General features: G+C 54.9%; 12 protein-coding genes. 8 read left to right on the forward strand and 4 right to left on the reverse strand.

Features of this window, described 5'->3' with window-relative positions; all coding sequences use genetic code 11:
- Positions 1–80 precede the first annotated feature (80 nt).
- The gene (locus BLP79_RS16685; protein WP_090220833.1) at positions 81–1,193 is read right to left on the reverse strand and encodes a glycosyltransferase family 4 protein; all 1,113 of its coding nucleotides are present in this window, start codon (positions 1,191–1,193) and stop codon (positions 81–83) included.
- A 10-nt stretch (positions 1,194–1,203) separates the two neighbouring features.
- Positions 1,204–2,388, reverse strand: coding sequence for a glycosyltransferase (locus BLP79_RS16690; protein ID WP_139163228.1), 1,185 nt, complete (start codon positions 2,386–2,388; stop codon positions 1,204–1,206).
- A 483-nt stretch (positions 2,389–2,871) separates the two neighbouring features.
- Here BLP79_RS16690 and BLP79_RS16700 point away from each other — a divergent pair, with 483 nt between their 5' ends.
- From BLP79_RS16700 to BLP79_RS16730, 7 genes are all read left to right on the forward strand, one after another.
- Positions 2,872–4,041, forward strand: coding sequence for a nucleotide sugar dehydrogenase (locus BLP79_RS16700; RefSeq protein WP_090220836.1), 1,170 nt, complete (start codon positions 2,872–2,874; stop codon positions 4,039–4,041).
- On the forward strand, positions 4,038–4,778 hold the full coding sequence (locus BLP79_RS16705) for a sulfotransferase domain-containing protein (RefSeq protein WP_090220837.1): 741 nt from the start codon (positions 4,038–4,040) through the stop codon (positions 4,776–4,778). The genes BLP79_RS16700 and BLP79_RS16705 overlap by 4 nt, the downstream gene beginning before the upstream one ends.
- A gap of 159 nt (positions 4,779–4,937) precedes the next feature.
- Positions 4,938–6,413, forward strand: coding sequence for an oligosaccharide flippase family protein (locus tag BLP79_RS16710; protein WP_090220838.1), 1,476 nt, complete (start codon positions 4,938–4,940; stop codon positions 6,411–6,413).
- Between the two features lie 154 nt (positions 6,414–6,567).
- Positions 6,568–7,635 (forward strand): polysaccharide pyruvyl transferase family protein, encoded by a 1,068-nt coding sequence (locus BLP79_RS16715; protein WP_090220839.1) that lies wholly within the window; start codon positions 6,568–6,570, stop codon positions 7,633–7,635.
- Entirely contained in the window at positions 7,635–8,606 is a 972-nt protein-coding gene (locus BLP79_RS16720; RefSeq protein ID WP_090220840.1) for a nitroreductase family protein, read from the forward strand. The genes BLP79_RS16715 and BLP79_RS16720 overlap by 1 nt, the downstream gene beginning before the upstream one ends.
- Positions 8,603–9,799, forward strand: coding sequence for a GumK N-terminal domain-containing glycosyltransferase (locus BLP79_RS19740; RefSeq protein WP_090220841.1), 1,197 nt, complete (start codon positions 8,603–8,605; stop codon positions 9,797–9,799). Before BLP79_RS16720 ends, BLP79_RS19740 begins: the two co-directional genes overlap by 4 nt.
- Before the next feature lie 58 nt (positions 9,800–9,857).
- Positions 9,858–11,111, forward strand: coding sequence for an oligosaccharide repeat unit polymerase (locus BLP79_RS16730; RefSeq protein WP_090220842.1), 1,254 nt, complete (start codon positions 9,858–9,860; stop codon positions 11,109–11,111).
- Between the two features lie 36 nt (positions 11,112–11,147).
- Here BLP79_RS16730 and BLP79_RS16735 read toward each other — a convergent pair whose 3' ends face one another.
- Together BLP79_RS16735 and BLP79_RS16745 are read right to left on the reverse strand one after the other, a co-directional pair.
- Positions 11,148–12,662 (reverse strand): right-handed parallel beta-helix repeat-containing protein, encoded by a 1,515-nt coding sequence (locus BLP79_RS16735; protein ID WP_090220843.1) that lies wholly within the window; start codon positions 12,660–12,662, stop codon positions 11,148–11,150.
- A gap of 462 nt (positions 12,663–13,124) precedes the next feature.
- Positions 13,125–14,192 (reverse strand): helix-turn-helix domain-containing protein, encoded by a 1,068-nt coding sequence (locus BLP79_RS16745; RefSeq protein ID WP_090220845.1) that lies wholly within the window; start codon positions 14,190–14,192, stop codon positions 13,125–13,127.
- 225 nt (positions 14,193–14,417) lie between these two features.
- On the opposite strand from BLP79_RS16745, the gene BLP79_RS16750 reads away from it, so the two are divergent.
- The gene (locus tag BLP79_RS16750; protein ID WP_090220846.1) at positions 14,418–15,299 is read left to right on the forward strand and encodes a recombinase family protein; all 882 of its coding nucleotides are present in this window, start codon (positions 14,418–14,420) and stop codon (positions 15,297–15,299) included.
- Positions 15,300–15,340: the final 41 nt, after the last annotated feature.

Below are 15,340 nucleotides of genomic sequence, written 5' to 3' on the forward strand. Positions count from 1 at the left end.
CTTGTAAAGCCTTTGGTAACTTTTAACAGGAAAATTTCTGCCTTTGCCTCATCCCGCAGCGAGACACCTGTTGTACAGGCTTAATTGGAACTTTTAGCCTCTGTCAGAATGGCCAGAACCTGCTGTGCGCTTTTGCGCCAGGAATAGGTTTCAGCACGCGCGATGCTTGCTGCTTTCATCTGCTGTAACGCCTCGGGCGATTGGGTTTGAAATGTTCTCAGGGCGGCTGCGATACTGTCTACATCTTTAGGATCGAAATAAGTGACGGCATCGCCCAGAACCTCTGGCATTGCGGTGCTGTCAGAGGACAGCACCGGCGTGCCGAGCATCATCGCTTCGAGTGGCGGAATGCCGAAGCCTTCGTATAAAGAGGGCCAGACAAAGGCCGCGGCATTGGCATAAAGTGTGCGCAATTCTGCGTCACTGACGCGACCCAACAGGCGCGTTTGGGCACTGTGTTCCAGAGTGCTTTGTGTCACTCCGGGCGCAAAACCACCCGCAACGGCGAGTGGGAGAGCGCCGTCTTCCAGCTGTGTCATCGCTTTGATCAGGCGCGCAATGTTTTTGTTTGGGCTCTGGTTCCCAGCCGCAAAGAAATACTGACCTGCTTCAAGATTAAAGCGTGCGAGCACCGCTTCATCAGGCTCTGTCGTGTCTGAATGGAGCATATGTTCGGCGCTGTTGTATATCACCTCAAATCGTTCAGCGGAGGTGAAAAGATAGCCTGCAAGCTCTGTGGCAGAAAACCGGCTGACCGTGCCCAAGTGCGACACGCGCCGCACCAAAAGGCGGCGCATCGTTTTGTGAAACAGACGGTAGGATTTGGAGAAGGCCTCTGGAAAGGTCCAGATATTGGCATCATGAATGACCAGCAGTTGCTTTGCGACCATCAAGGGGCCAGCACCGCAAAGGTTGATCAAAAAACAGTCTCCTGCGGCCTTGCGCGCAAGGGTGATCTGCTCCCAGGCATGCCCTTTGAACCCGTCTAAGGGGGTGATTTTCAGCACCTTCCACTGCGGTGGCTCGATCAGGGTTGCATCTGCAGGATACCAGACGTGAATGGGGCCCAGAGCCTCTGCAAGTGCGGGATCTTCAGACAGCAGTGCATCCAATCCAGTCAGCAGTTCACGCGCATAGCGCTGCACCCCAGAAATGGGTTGAACCAGAAAACGACCGTTAACGTGAATAAACATGATGTCTCAATCAGGTAAGCTTGGGCGCCGTTCCGGCCCCTTTTTGTGACAGATGCGCGCGGGTTTGCTCGTATAGAGCCGTCGTGCGCTGCCCCAGCCGTTCGAGCTCCCATTCAGACACATCGGTTGCCTTGGCGCCTTCTGCCAGCTTGGCCAGTTGATCAGGGTTGTTCAAAAGCTGTTTGAGCTTATCCGCCGTATCAGACAGATCATGCGCGTCTGTCACCAGACCGTTCACCCCGTCTTTGACGATTTCCTCAAGGCCTGGCAGGTCAGAGACGACAACAGGCGTTCCTGTGGCCACATATTGCACCACAACACGCGGCAGCCCCTCGCGTTCAGACGTCAGAACACAGACATCTGCCAGCGCCATCAGCGCATATGGGTCGTTGCGAAACCCGCAGAGTGTTACGTGATCCTGCAGTTCAAATTCGCGCACGGCCGCGCGTACGTCATCCTCAACCGGGCCGCGCCCCGCAAAGAGGATCTGCACGTTCGGGGTCTCGGCCAGCACCGGTTTGAGCGCCTGTAAAAACGCGCGGTGGCGTTTGCGTGTCTCATAAGCGGCCACCATCAAGATCACCTTGGGGCGCGCCGCTTCTGTGGTATCCGCAGGGACGCCAAGCAGCTCGGGCCAGTCTTCTGGGGGCTGTGCATTGCGGAAGTTTTCGAGCGGCATGCCAGAATAAACAGGCTCTACATGCTTGCAGATGCCCTCATCAATATAGGCTTGGCCCACACTGCGCGACACAGCAATAAAGAGATCCGTATACCGCGCCGCAAGCTTTTCAGCAGCGATATAGATGTTCTTTTTCAACTGGCCGACCTGTTCAAAGGCAACGATGTGAATGCCATGCACCACCAGCGCATCGGGCACCACCTTGGCGGCAAAACGGCCTATGATGCCCGCTTTGCTTTGATGCGTGTGTATGACATCAGGTTCCAAACCGCGGAACAGCTCCCGCATGGCGCGAATGGCTTTTAGATCTTTAAGCGGATGGATGGGGTGGACCAGATCTGGCACCTCAACAAAGCTCACTTGATCACCAAAATTCTTTTGCCAGTACGGATCTGGATCAGGGCCATGGACGACGATGACATCGTGGCCGTGTTTCGCTTGCCATATACAGCTGGAAATCGTGTTTTCCTCAGAACCAGCACGCAGCAAACGCGTGAGAACATGTACAATACGCATCCAAACACCCAAATCTATCTCAGAAATCTCTCGCTAAAATCCTGCGAGGAATCGCGGGCTCATCTGGTAACATGAACGCACACGAGTAAATAGAAAACTTCTGACATTTCTGGTTTTTACACAACAAAATCCTGACCCGCCACTTTTGAGGGCAGGCGACCTTTGACGGGCAAACATATTTCACCGTTGCAAGGCAAGGCTCTCATCTCCTCTACGATCAGACCAATCACAGATCTGTGCGCAAAAAATCGGAGCTGACATCCGTGTTTGAGCGGCGCAGACCGTTTTCTGCGAGAGGTTTAACGCGTTCCGAAACAGCCTGAAATTTATACCACCTGAAGGATATAATCAAAAAAATAGACACCCCGTTACGTGAACGATGTCTTTCTTCAATATTCTGTTGTAAGGACATGTTAACGCTTTTACCAACGGGCTACCCGCCAAAGAAGCACAAATAACTAGTTCGACAAGAGAGATTTTTCAATGAAGATTGCTGTAGCCGGTTTGGGCTATGTCGGCCTGTCAAATGCCGTATTGCTGGCACAATATCATACTGTTACTGCCGTAGATGTATCCTCTGATCGCGTTCAGATGGTGAATGATCGGATCTGCCCCATTGTCGATGCAGAGCTTGAAGGGTTCATGGCCAACCGCAGCCTGGACCTTGCAGCCACGACCGATGCTGAGGTGGCTTTTGGCGATGCAGAGTTTGTGATTGTTGCAACGCCGACCAACTATGATCCAAAAAGCAACTATTTTGACACGACCAGTGTTGAATCCGTGATTGCGAATGTCACCCGGATCAACCCCGATGCCACAATTGTGGTGAAATCCACCATTCCGGTGGGCTTCGTGCGAGAGGTCCGGGCGCGGTTTGAGACTGAAAACGTGATTTTCAGCCCAGAGTTTCTGCGCGAAGGTCGCGCGCTTTATGACAATCTTCACCCATCGCGGATCATTGTCGGTGAACGCTCTGCCCGGGCGGAGGTGTTTGCCAACCTTCTTTTAGAAGGTGCGGTCAAGAAAGACGTGGAGCTTTTATACACTGATCTCGACGAAGCAGAAGCGATCAAGCTTTTTGCCAATACCTATCTTGCGATGCGCGTGGCGTTTTTCAACGAACTGGACAGTTATGCCATGGCCGGCGGTATGGACAGTCGCCAGATCATCGAAGGCGTCAGCCTCGATCCCCGGATCGGCACGCATTACAACAACCCGTCCTTTGGGTATGGCGGCTACTGCCTGCCCAAAGACACCAAGCAGCTGCTAGCCAACTACAGCCATGTGCCGCAGAACCTGATCCGGGCCATCGTTGATGCCAACCGCACCCGCAAAGACTATCTGGCGGATCAGATCTTGATGACTGGCGCGCGCACTGTTGGCATTTACCGGCTGGTGATGAAGGCGGGTTCAGATAACTTCCGCCAGTCTTCTATTCAGGGCATCATGAAACGGCTCAAGGCCAAAGGCGTTGAAGTGATGGTTTTTGAACCGGTGCTGGAAGGCGAAGACTTTTTCCGCTCTCGTGTGGTGCGGGATCTGCAGTATTTCAAAGACAATTGCGATCTGATCGTTGCCAACCGTCTGACAGATGAATTGAAGGATGTCGAAGAAAAAATCTTCACCCGCGATCTGTTTGGAGGCGATTCATGAGTCCACGCCTGCTGTACATCCATGCCCCCAAATGTGGCGGCACCAGCTTTGGCTCTTCGATCCGCGCAGCCTATGCCACGTCACAGTCCACCATTGATCTTGGCCGGTCTGAACGCATCCTCAAATCTATGCATCCAGATGCAACGGGGCCGCAAAAAGTCCTTCTGGAACATGAGGTCCGCAAAATTATGCTGGGCGAGCTGATGGATCGGGGTGTTAAATGCATTTCGGCCCATGTGTCTTATCACGAAGACCTGCATGAAGGTCTGGATCCGGACCGCAAGGCTGTTACCTTGCTGCGCGATCCTGTGTCGCGCTTCATGTCACATTATTACTATGTTCAGCGCCGCCACCCCGATCCCAACCGGCCTGATACGCTTGAAGCTTTTGTCGAGACAGAAATGGCTCAGAGCTACGGCTCGACTTACCTTCTGTATTATGCGCGCACATTTCAGCACACCACTAAGGATCTGGCCGCGGCTATGTCTCTTGCCAAGGCCAATCTGGACCGTTTTGCCCTGATCGGTGATCTAAAGCGCGGTGATGCCTTTCGTAAGGCCCTGCGGAACCTGGTCCGCAGACCCCTGCTCAGCTGGGAACGCAACAAGCGCCCTGGCGGTAAAGGGGCAAGCAACCCCTCAGAAATCTCTGCCGATCTGCGGGCCCGGATCAATGAAATCTGCGCCCCTGATATCGAACTTTATAAATACGCGACCTCTCTGCCCACCTGCGCCTGATCCTCTGCGCCTAGGATCGCTACGAACCGAAATTGGAAGTCTTGAGAATGTCTACACAATCGAAATTGCTCGAGGTGCAACACATGCGTGCAATCGCTTTGGCGCGGCTGTGCAGCGTGTCCAACAGGATACCGCAGGATAAGGTCTGGGCCTAAGACGATGGCCGAAAAGACGCTCAAAAGTCACGCCATCTGGTCTGTTGTTCTCCAATTCTCTCGTTTTGGCGGCAATGCTCTGGTGTTCCTTGCGATGGCCCGTTTCCTGACCATTGAACAGATTGGCGCTTTTGGCATGGCCTATGCGCCCGTCCGCTGGGCGCAGGTGCTGCATAAATCAGGCATCCTGTCGTCGGTTGTGGTTGTTGTGCGGCGCAAAAAGGACAATGCAGAGGTAGAGCAGGATGATCCCGCTTTTACTGCTCTGTTCTGGCTGGCCATGCTGGCCTCTGCTCTGGTGTGTGGGCTGATTTTCCTGCTGGCGCTTGGGCTGGGTCGGTTTTCTTCTATCGATGCATCTGTCGATGACATGATGCTGGCCATGCTCATCGTGCCCATTGCCTTTGGGGTGTCGAGCGTGCCTGAAGGGCTTTTGCAGAAAAACATGCAGGTGAAGGCAATCGCCCTGCGCACCCTTGCTGTTCAGCTGGGCTCAGCGGCGGTTGCTCTGGTGCTGGCCATGCAAGGCTATGGGGGCTGGGCCATGGTGTGGTTTGCGATCATGAATGCAGTGCTCAGCAGCGTTGCCTCAGTCTTTCTGGCGGGCTGGTGGCCCAAAGGAGGACCTGATCTGGCAAGGATGCGGGCACATCTGCCGCAGATGTCGGCGATTTCGGGTCGGGGTCTGGTGGCCGGGGGCGTTCATGCGCTGTTGCAGTTTTCCGTCGGCCTTGCCTTTGGTCTGGCAGGGGCAGGGGCGTTTCAAATTGCGCAAAGGATCCATCAAATCCTGGATGCGCTGTGCCTTGCTCCGGTGCGCTTTCTTGTGCTGCCGTTGTTTTCCAAGGCAACGGAAAAGGGCGATGGTACCCTGCCCGGCGCGATGGTGTTGAGAGCGCTCACCATTGCGGGCTTGATCTCTGCGCCTGTTTACTGTGGTACGATTCTTGTCGCCGCCCCGGTTCTAACCTTGGTGATTGGCGCAGAAAACGCCAGCCATGCTGTGCCCACGTTGCAGATCCTGTGCTGTGTGGGTTTGAGCCTGTCTACTGGCGCAATCCTAAGTCAGGCGCTGACAGCTGTGGGTCGTGCTGGCCTTGCCTTCTGGCGGGTTGTGGGAACGCTGGTGATCACTGTGCTGCTGGCAGGGCCCAGCATGCTGGTGTCGGTGGAAGCGGTCACACTTGGCTATGTGATCGCGGCCTATGCAAGCATGTGGATCTTTTTGCACAGGACCACTCAAATCTTTGACCTCGCTCCACGTCAGGCCTTCACTGCGCTCGCCCGTCCCTATCTGGCTGCGCTCATTGCCTTTGGACCGTTGTTCTGGTTGCAGCATATTGTTCAGACAAACCTTCACTGGTCTGATGCCATGACTCTTGTGGTGATCATGCCGCTTGCCGTTGCGGCCTATGTGCTGACCTCTCGGCTGGTCGCACCAACGGCCTTTTCCAATGTCATTGGATCCCTGAACCGATGACCTCTGCGCTCAAACATCTTATTATAGCCCCGAACCACACCTTTGCCCTTGGTAAAGCCATCTGTTGCGCGTGTCTCACGCCGCGATATCAGAGGATGGTTGGCTTTGGTCTCAAAACACACACTCCCTCCCCTCATTCACGCGATGGTTTGTCATGAAGATTGGTATTATCACATTTCACAACACCCCCAACTTTGGGGCGACGCTGCAATGCTATGCTTTGTCGCGCTATCTTGAGAGCCTCGGCCATGACGTCGAGGTCATCAATTATATGCCGCCACAAGCGCTGAAAATGTACTTCCGTTCTCAATTTCTGGGCCGTCGCCGTTCTGCCCGCAATATTGGGAAATTCCTGAAGTTCCGTCAGTTTGTCCACAGCCGGCTGGAGCTGAGCGGCCCCCCGATCTTTCGCTCTCAGGCGCTTAAATCTCTGGATGATGGCCGCTATGACGTGGTGTTCACCGGCTCGGATGAGGTGTGGAAGGTTGACCAGATCCGCCCCTTGGATGGCAGCTTTTATTTTGATTTCCTGTCGCCCGAAAAAACCCGTTTGTGTTCTTTTGCAGCCTCCGCTTCAACGGTGACCGATCTGCGCAGCTATCCGAAAACCAAAGAGTGGCTGGCGCGGTTTGATGAGATTGCCGTGCGCGACCCACATACGGGCGATATGGTCAAAGAGCTCACCGGTACGGATCCAACGATCGTGTGCGATCCGACATTCCTTTGGAATTTCAACGCAGAAACCCACCCCAAACCCTATGACAAAGGCGAATATCTTGCGCTGTATGGCTGGCCCAATGCCAAAGACAGCGCAGAGATCCGCAAATTTGCGGACCGCAATGGCCTGAAAGTGATCGGCGTGGGCGCGCGCAATGCGATTTGTGATGAAGAGTTCATCAATATCGGCCCGCAAGAATGGCTGGGGCTGATCCGCAACTCTTCGGTTGTGGTCACCGATTTTTTCCACGGCATTATTTTCTCATTGCTCTTTAACCGCCCGCTTTATGCTTATGTTGATGCAAAAAAACGCATGAAGCTTGAGCGGATCATGGGGCTGGCCGGGCTGAGCCACTTGCTGCACGATTCCACTGGAGAGATCGACAAATACACCGTGTCTGATCTTTCTTACCCGGCCGACAGTATCAAGGGCATGGGGCCAATGATTGCCCAGTCCAAGGACTTCCTGAAACGCAATACGCCCCCGCTCGCGGAGACAGCCTGATGTTGAAGCCCCTGCTACGTCGCGCCAAAGCGCTGGTGAATATCACTCTGGACAACGCCTATGATGCCCGCCGCTATTTCGCACATTCGCAATCCGGGCGGTATGAGCTGAACAATGATCAGCTGCGTGGCCGGTTGCTGCAAAAAGCGCATTCGATCGAAAAAGGCCTGTCGATGCCTGAACGACGCAGTTTCTTTGGGCTGAAGGCGTTGAGCGAGCTTGAAAAACTGATCACCGCCTATGAAGATCGGGGCCTGAGCGAAGATCATGTCTCTATCTTGATGGCGCGGGGCGCAATTCAGGCCTATTTCGAAGCACATAGCGGCCAAGACGCCCCTGCCAATATTGCCGGGTTCGAACGTCTTGCTTCTAAAGGCGCTGCGCCTGAGGACGTCGGCACCATTGCCCTGACCCGCGAAGGTCAGATCAAGGCAGCGCATGGGGATCTGGAAAGCGTGATGCGGTCGCGTCGCAGCACGCGCATGTTTGCGCCTGGTGCGGTGGATGCCGATCTGATCCGCGACGTTATTGAGATGGCAGGCACCACCCCATCGGTTTGCAACCGTCAAAGTGCGCGCGTTTATGTAGTCCGTGACCAAGCCCTGAAGGAACAGTTGTCCACCCTGCAAGGGGGCAGCAGCGGCTTTGGCAAGGATATTGATACGCTTTTGATCGTAACCTCTGACATGAGCAATTTCCGCGACAGCCGGGAGCGTAACCAGGGCTTTGTTGATGGGGGCATGTTCTCTATGTCGTTACTGCTGGCACTGCACGCCAAGGGGTTGGGAACCATTCCGCTGAATTGGTCAGCAGGGCGCAGCCAGAATAAAAAACTGCTGAACCTGCTCAATATACCCGACACAGATTTGGTGATCATGATGATTGGTATCGGTCAGATGCCAGAGCATTTTGAGGTTGCAGCCTCTCCCCGCCGCGGGCTTAGCGATCTGATGGTTGAGATCACTCCATGACTCATCATCAGGCCTTAAACACCACATATGCTGCGCAACCTGCCGGATCTCAGGGCAAGCGCGCCGTCATTGTGACCGGGCATTTCCCGGTGCAAAAACGTCGGGGCTCTATCCTCTGGCTCAGCGACAATCTGCGCAGCAATGGCTGGCATGTGACGATGGTGACTGTGGGCTACAGCTGGCTCTCCAAACTGCGTGGGGACAAGCGTTTTTTGACCCTGGAACAGCCTCCAACTCCAGGTGTCACGGTGCATGATGAAACACTCACGTCTGTGTTTGGCTTTTCGCCTTTGCATCCCTTCAGCCTGAAGGCCCCTTTGCTGGATAAAATCGCCCGCCCCTTGCATCAGACCTTCGCGGCCTATTGGAGGCGGCACTTGCCTCAGCTTGTGGCAGAGGCTGATTTGATTGTGATCGAAAGCGGCCCCCCTGTGATGCTGGCCCCTATTGCACGTACAGCTGCGCCAGAGGCGGCGCTGGTCTATCGGGTGAATGACGATGTTTCTGTCTTGGGCTTGCCCAAATTTGTCATTGAGGCTGAAATCAACCATGCGCCGCTTTTTGATCGTATCAGCGTCGCGAGCCCTCATCTGGCAGCGCGTTTTGCCCATTGCGAGACAGTCTGCCGGGATCCTATGGGGGTGGCCAAGGCCGTTCTTGATCAAGAGATGGAAGATCCGTTCAAAGATCATGGCCCGCGCGCGGCCCGGGAAGCGGTTTGTGCTGGCACAACCCAGTTCGATATGGACTCTATCCGGCTGATGGCTGAGTTGCGCCCCACATGGCGGTTTCATATTTTTGGGCGGTTGCGTGATGTGCCAGACCATGTGCCCGCCAATCTGGTCTTGCACGGGGAACAGCCATTTCTGGAGACCGCACGCTGGGTGAAACATGCTGATGTGGGGCTCGCCCCATATCTGGACAAACAGGGCGTCGAATATCAGACAGCCCATTCCAATCGTATGCTGATGTATCGCTATTTTGGCCTGCCAATGATTGGACCTGCGCGACTGTGTGACCCGGAAGTCCCCACTTTGGTTGGATATGCCCCACAGGACCGGGCAAGCATGGCTCAGGCGCTGGATGGGCTCGAAGCAATGGCACGTGGTGAGCCGGATCCTGCGATTCAGGACTGGTCACATCTGTATGACCGCATCGCATCGACAAAGCCGGCCAAACAGCAAACGGCATAAGACGTTAAAGCAGGCAACGGGCGCGCCTTGCGCCCGTTTCGCCGCAGGAGTTCTTGAGATGACAAAAGCGCTAAATCCGATCTCGCCCGTGGTTTTGCTCACCCTGATGTGGACCATCACTGTCGCAATGGCGAGCCTGCCGTTTCTCTTTCCAGAGAGCTTTGATATCGTCTACCAGCTGATTGCGAAGCAGGCTGGCCTCAATCTGGACGATTTTGGCTGGCTTGGGGCGGCCTGGCTTACGATTGCGTTTCTGATTTTTGTGCTGGCAAGCGTGATTACGGGCTATTGTCTGCCGCAGCCCAAGGCGTTTGATTTTGACATCAATCTCAACAGTGCCGCGCAAGCGGCGATCATCACCAATGCTGTTTTTCTCCTTGTGACCATGCTCTGGGTGGTTGTCACTGCGTCACGGGTGGGAGGGTTTAACAATCTCATCCTGATGGCGCAGATGGACAATCAATTGCTGCGAGATCATCTGCGCAGCAATACGTTGTTCACCGGGATGCGCGTGTTTTACGCCTCGTTGCCCGCAACAGGATGTATGTGCATGGTCATTTTTTCTGTGGGCCGAAAATCCGGTGGCCTGAAGAAAAACTTTGCACGGCTCTGTGCCCTGTCGTTTGCTCTTAATCTGGTGGCGCTGTTGTTGTTGCCTATTGTGATGTCACAGCGGCTATTGTTGCTGCAGCTCTTAATGTCTACTTATTTTGCGGTCTGCATGATCAATCGAAAGCTTGTTGGGCTGCATTACGTGCCGATCGCAATTGGCCTGTTCCTGACCACATGGGTGCTGCGAGAGAGCCTGACGAACCCAAATATCCAGGCCAGCGCTCTTGAGATCGCCTTTGAGAAGTTGGTGTTTTACTTCGTCAACGACCTCCTCAATTCCTTCATCCCCCTGAACTATGAATTCGACCACACGTTGGGGGTCTTCACGTTTAAATTTGCGACCTACTTTACCTTTACGGACCAGTATTTTGCGCAAGTGATGTCAGAGCGTCTCGCTGTGGTCAGCACGTTGCGTGGTGGTGGGGAATTCCCTATCTTCACCATGCCTTACGTTGATTTTGGTCCAATTGGCGCTGCGGTCTACATTGCTGGGCTGGCTATTATAAGTCGTCTCATTTTTCATAAGGGCACTGAAAATTTCACATGGGCGGCAGTCTATGGGCAGTTTGGCGGTGGTTATGTGCTGTGCACGCATACGCTTTATTTTTCAAATACCAACTTTGCAGCCATGATTATGGTGTGTCTGTTTGTCGGCAGCTTTGCCAAACGGCGCGGTCTGAATTATGCCATGAGCACCTGAGAGAGCGGGTAAGTTTCCCCACTCTCTGTGCTGTTGTCACTGTGACAGATCGGTGTATGTCAGAATGCGAATATCACCGATGTGGCCCACCTGTTCTGGCACCACGCCTGCATAGGTTCCGCCTGTTGCATGTGATTCAAGACCAAAACCGTCTTCCACGCGGCCGTTGTTCAGGGTGTCTTCAACATATAAATTGTCATAGCCCTCATCAACGGACAGGCTCACATTGTGACCATAGGCGGTATTGTTAACGATGCTGACTGTGTCACCTGCGGCGCAACAGGAATTTGAATGTTTTATCCGGATGGAGCCAAAGGCGCGCGGGCCGACTTCATAGATCTCATTACCTGCCACAAGTACGTTGACGATGTTGTTTTCCTGCCCCCCGATCAGGCCGATCCCGGACAGGTGCGAGAGCCGCTCGGCACGCGCGGAATCTTTGATGATATTGTTCAGGATGGAAATGTCCTGCGCGGGTTCATCTGTGTATTCATCCGCCGGAAACACCAAAATTCCAGTGTTCAAGGTGCTTTCGATCAGATTGTCGCGAAACACGAGATTCCGTCCTCCGATTGCGGTCAGACCACGGGTGCGACTGCCTTGGCACACATTGTTTTCAACAAGAACGTTTTCGACGGTACTGTCACTGTAGTTGCCATCGTTGGGTGCGTTGTATGGAACAACAGAAATACAGTCATCACCGGAGTTGATAATAAGATTGTCCCGCACCGTGACGTTTGAGGATTCATGGGTGATATGGATTGAATCACTGTGGGCCCGTTCGATCCGGTTACCATACAGAAGAACATTTGTTGCGCCATACAGGCGAAACCCTCCACGGACCCCGCCCAGATCATCTGTGTCCGACACAATGATATTGTCGGAGCGCAATACAAACCCACTGGCATTTGAAGATCCCGCCCCCCGATAGGGGAAGCCATCGGCAAATTTTGTCGGCGCGGTATACCCCTCGCCCTCCCAGCGTTCCGGCCAGGTGTTTTGAGTGATGGACTGGCCCCGCAGGTGCACCCCATGAATATGGACATTGTCACCTGTGACAACAATGGATGACTGATCCGGCTGTTCTGCCATCAAGGTGATGCCCACACCACATATGATCGTATTGGGCTGCCCCACCGTCAGCACCTGATTGTAGTGATAAGTGCTTTGGCCGTTGACCGTAGGCAAGAACACAACATTAGGTCCGTAGCGCTCGGCGGGGGCCATTTCTGCAAGTGCCTGCCCGAACACAGTGGTGGCCTCGCCCAAAGCGGCTTGGAGGCCCTGTGTGGCGTCTTGGCCGCCTGGCCTTGCCTGAAACTGAGCGAAAGCATTTACAACCGGATAGGTGACCCGCCCGACTTTGACCAATGCAGTCGGGGTATCAGCCAACTCATCACTTCTATCATTAAGATAGGTGCAGAGCGCTTCAGTGTTCTGGGCGACTTCACGCACCAGATAAGCTTCACGCGCAAGATCGCCTGATGATTGAACCCATTGTTCTGCAGGCAGATCTACATTCACAAGAAATGAGCTGAGTAATGCAAACATTAAATCCTCCGACGGATATCTGTGATTGTATTTACTTTGATGGCTGCGCTGCTGCTGGGGCAAGACCGGCCTGTTGGACCGTTGGCATTTTCGCACGCATCTGCGAGAATTTCGAGCAACCTGCCCCAGTCCTTGCGCCAGGCCAACAGTTCACGTGTATATTTCTTTTGATCTTCAGCCACATATTCCGGCCCTCGTCCTTATCATGCCCAATACTAGCAAAGTTGGGTCTGCGTGTTCACCCAGTGATTGAAGTTGAGAATAAAATCGCGCATCTAAAGCTGTGTTGAAGAGGGCGTTCGGTTTTATTGAGGCTGCTAAGGTAATTTATTTTACGTTTCTTTGGCGTTAGTGTTGCGCGCGGCCAATACACCATTCATTGACAAAGAAGCTCAAAGATGGAGCAACGCAACCATAGTTTTCTGAAAGAACCGCGCGTTGGATGGCTCCGATCAGCTTTTGTTAAACGCGAGCTGTCCACATTCGAAACCGCCCTTGGCCGGTGACTTCGCGGATCAGCCCGACCGCCTCCATCCGGTTCAGATTGCGTTGCACGGCGGCGCGGCTTGACCCAGTTAAGGTCTGGGCCATCGGCGCAGAGACCAGAGGCCATTCCACAAAGACATCGCGCAAGGCGGGAGGGGTGCGCCCTGATGTCCTTTTCAGGGTCTGCTCAGCCCGCATCTCCCAGGCCTCCAGCTCTTCCAGATGACGCATCGCAGACAGCACCGCCTGTTCCATGCTGTCTAACCACCGCGTCAATCGAACGGGCGGTGCGCCCGTGGCCCGCAGCGCGTCTGCCCCTCCCAGCATCAGTGGCGTAAAGAGAGCACCACGGCCTTCGCTGGCGGCAATTCGTACTGCTGTGACTGCGGCCTCGACACTGTCGCCTTTGGGGCCAAGGCCTGCCAGCCGCCACAGGTGAAACCCCATACAGGCCTGCGTGATCGGGTGCAGATCGGCGCCCGCCGCCATAGCCTTTCGCCAGGCTTGCGCGCGCCCGGCAAATGTCTCGCCTGCGGTCACGGCGTCTTCGGGGTCGCGCCGGTCCAGAAAGGTTGCCAAATCCTCCAGTGGTCCTGCCCCCGCCGTCAGGCGGCGCACCGCCCACCCCATTCGGGCCAGCGTCTGCGGGGTGTCTTGCGCCGCGGAGAGGCGCAAGGCCAGCCACAGCGCCAGCCGGTCCGGACTGATCCGCGGCCCCACATACCAGCTTAGTTCGGCCACTTCCATCAGCGCCAGCCGGTGTCGCCAGCCATTCGGGCCGCGCTGCAACCGATCATCCAGCGCACCAAATCGCCCAGCAACCCGCGCCAGATGTGCAGCCTGCCCCGCTTCGGCCTGCGCCCATGCAGCACTGTTTTGTGCAAGAGGCTGCTCAGCGCGCGGCCCCGGTGGCAACGTATCTGCCCCTTCTTCAATGGGAGCGGGCAGGAACCAGAGGTCGCCCTCTGATGGGGCGCTATCCTCATTTGGGAACGCAAAAGGACTCTCTAATTCATTATTTTTTTTAAGGTCTTGTGCCTTCATATGTGCATAATATTTAATTTATGCACATTACTAAAGGGACTTTTACTTTCTCCTCTTGTGAATGATGCAGCCCGTACACATAGGGCGGAGAGGCTATCACATCAGCCCCCTGTGGGCCCTATAAAACAAGGGTATATGGCACCACGCTTCTTATTGGCATCCGCTTGCATTCGTTTTCAAACAATCGTTTATAGGTCATGTCTTAAATTACAAAAACCCATTCTCATGTCTCTCATTGGTTATGCGCGCGTCTCCACAGAAGATCAGACCTCCTTGCCTCAGTCTGAGGCCCTTCAAGCTGCGGGTTGCGGAAAAATCTTTGAAGAACAGGCCTCAGGCGGCAATCGCGCCCGCCCGGTGCTGGCCCGCGTGCTGGAGCGGATTGCCAAAGGTGACACGCTGGTCGTCGTTCGGATTGACCGACTTGCCCGCTCTCTGTCGCATTTGCTTGAGGTGATTGACCAGCTGGAGGCCAAGGGCGCTTTCTTTCGTTCGCTGCAAGACCCGATCGACACGGGTTCGCCTCAGGGCAAGTTCACGCTGCAGGTTCTGGGGGCTGCGGCCGAGTTCGAGCGCGCTTTGATCCGGGAACGCACAAAGGCTGGGCTGGCCTCAGCGCGTGCCAGAGGGCGTGTTGGCGGAAATCCTGGATTGCGCGCGAAGGATCCGGCTGCGCTGCGCAAGGTGCGCCTTGCGCGCCTGGATGGATATATGGAACGCCTGAACGAGACGGCGCAGGACTGGGTGCCGCATGTGCGCCGCTTGCGCCCGGATATGGCTTGGGAAGATGTGCTTCGGATCATCAATGCCCCTTTGCCGCCTGATCGCCGCTGGAGTCAAAGCCGCTTGCTGCGCGCTGTCAAAGCCTATGTGCGCGACGGGTTTTTGCCCGATACCGTGCTTGGGCGCGCTGGACGTCGCGAAACCGATGATCGTCTACCAGCGCTTGTTGCTGCGATCAAAGGCGCGGATCCCGAGATCACGTTGCAGGCGATTTGTGACCGGTTGGAAGCCATGCGTGAACGCACCCCTCGCGGCCGCAGCAGCTGGCAACCGTCCTCTGTGAAGATGCTGCTGGCGCGGGCGAAAAAGCTGGGGCTTTTGTGAAGACGCGCCCGATTCTATTATCGAGAATTTGAGGGGGCATG

The organism is Epibacterium ulvae (genome assembly GCF_900102795.1).
Taxonomy (GTDB): Bacteria; Pseudomonadota; Alphaproteobacteria; order Rhodobacterales; family Rhodobacteraceae; genus Epibacterium; species Epibacterium ulvae.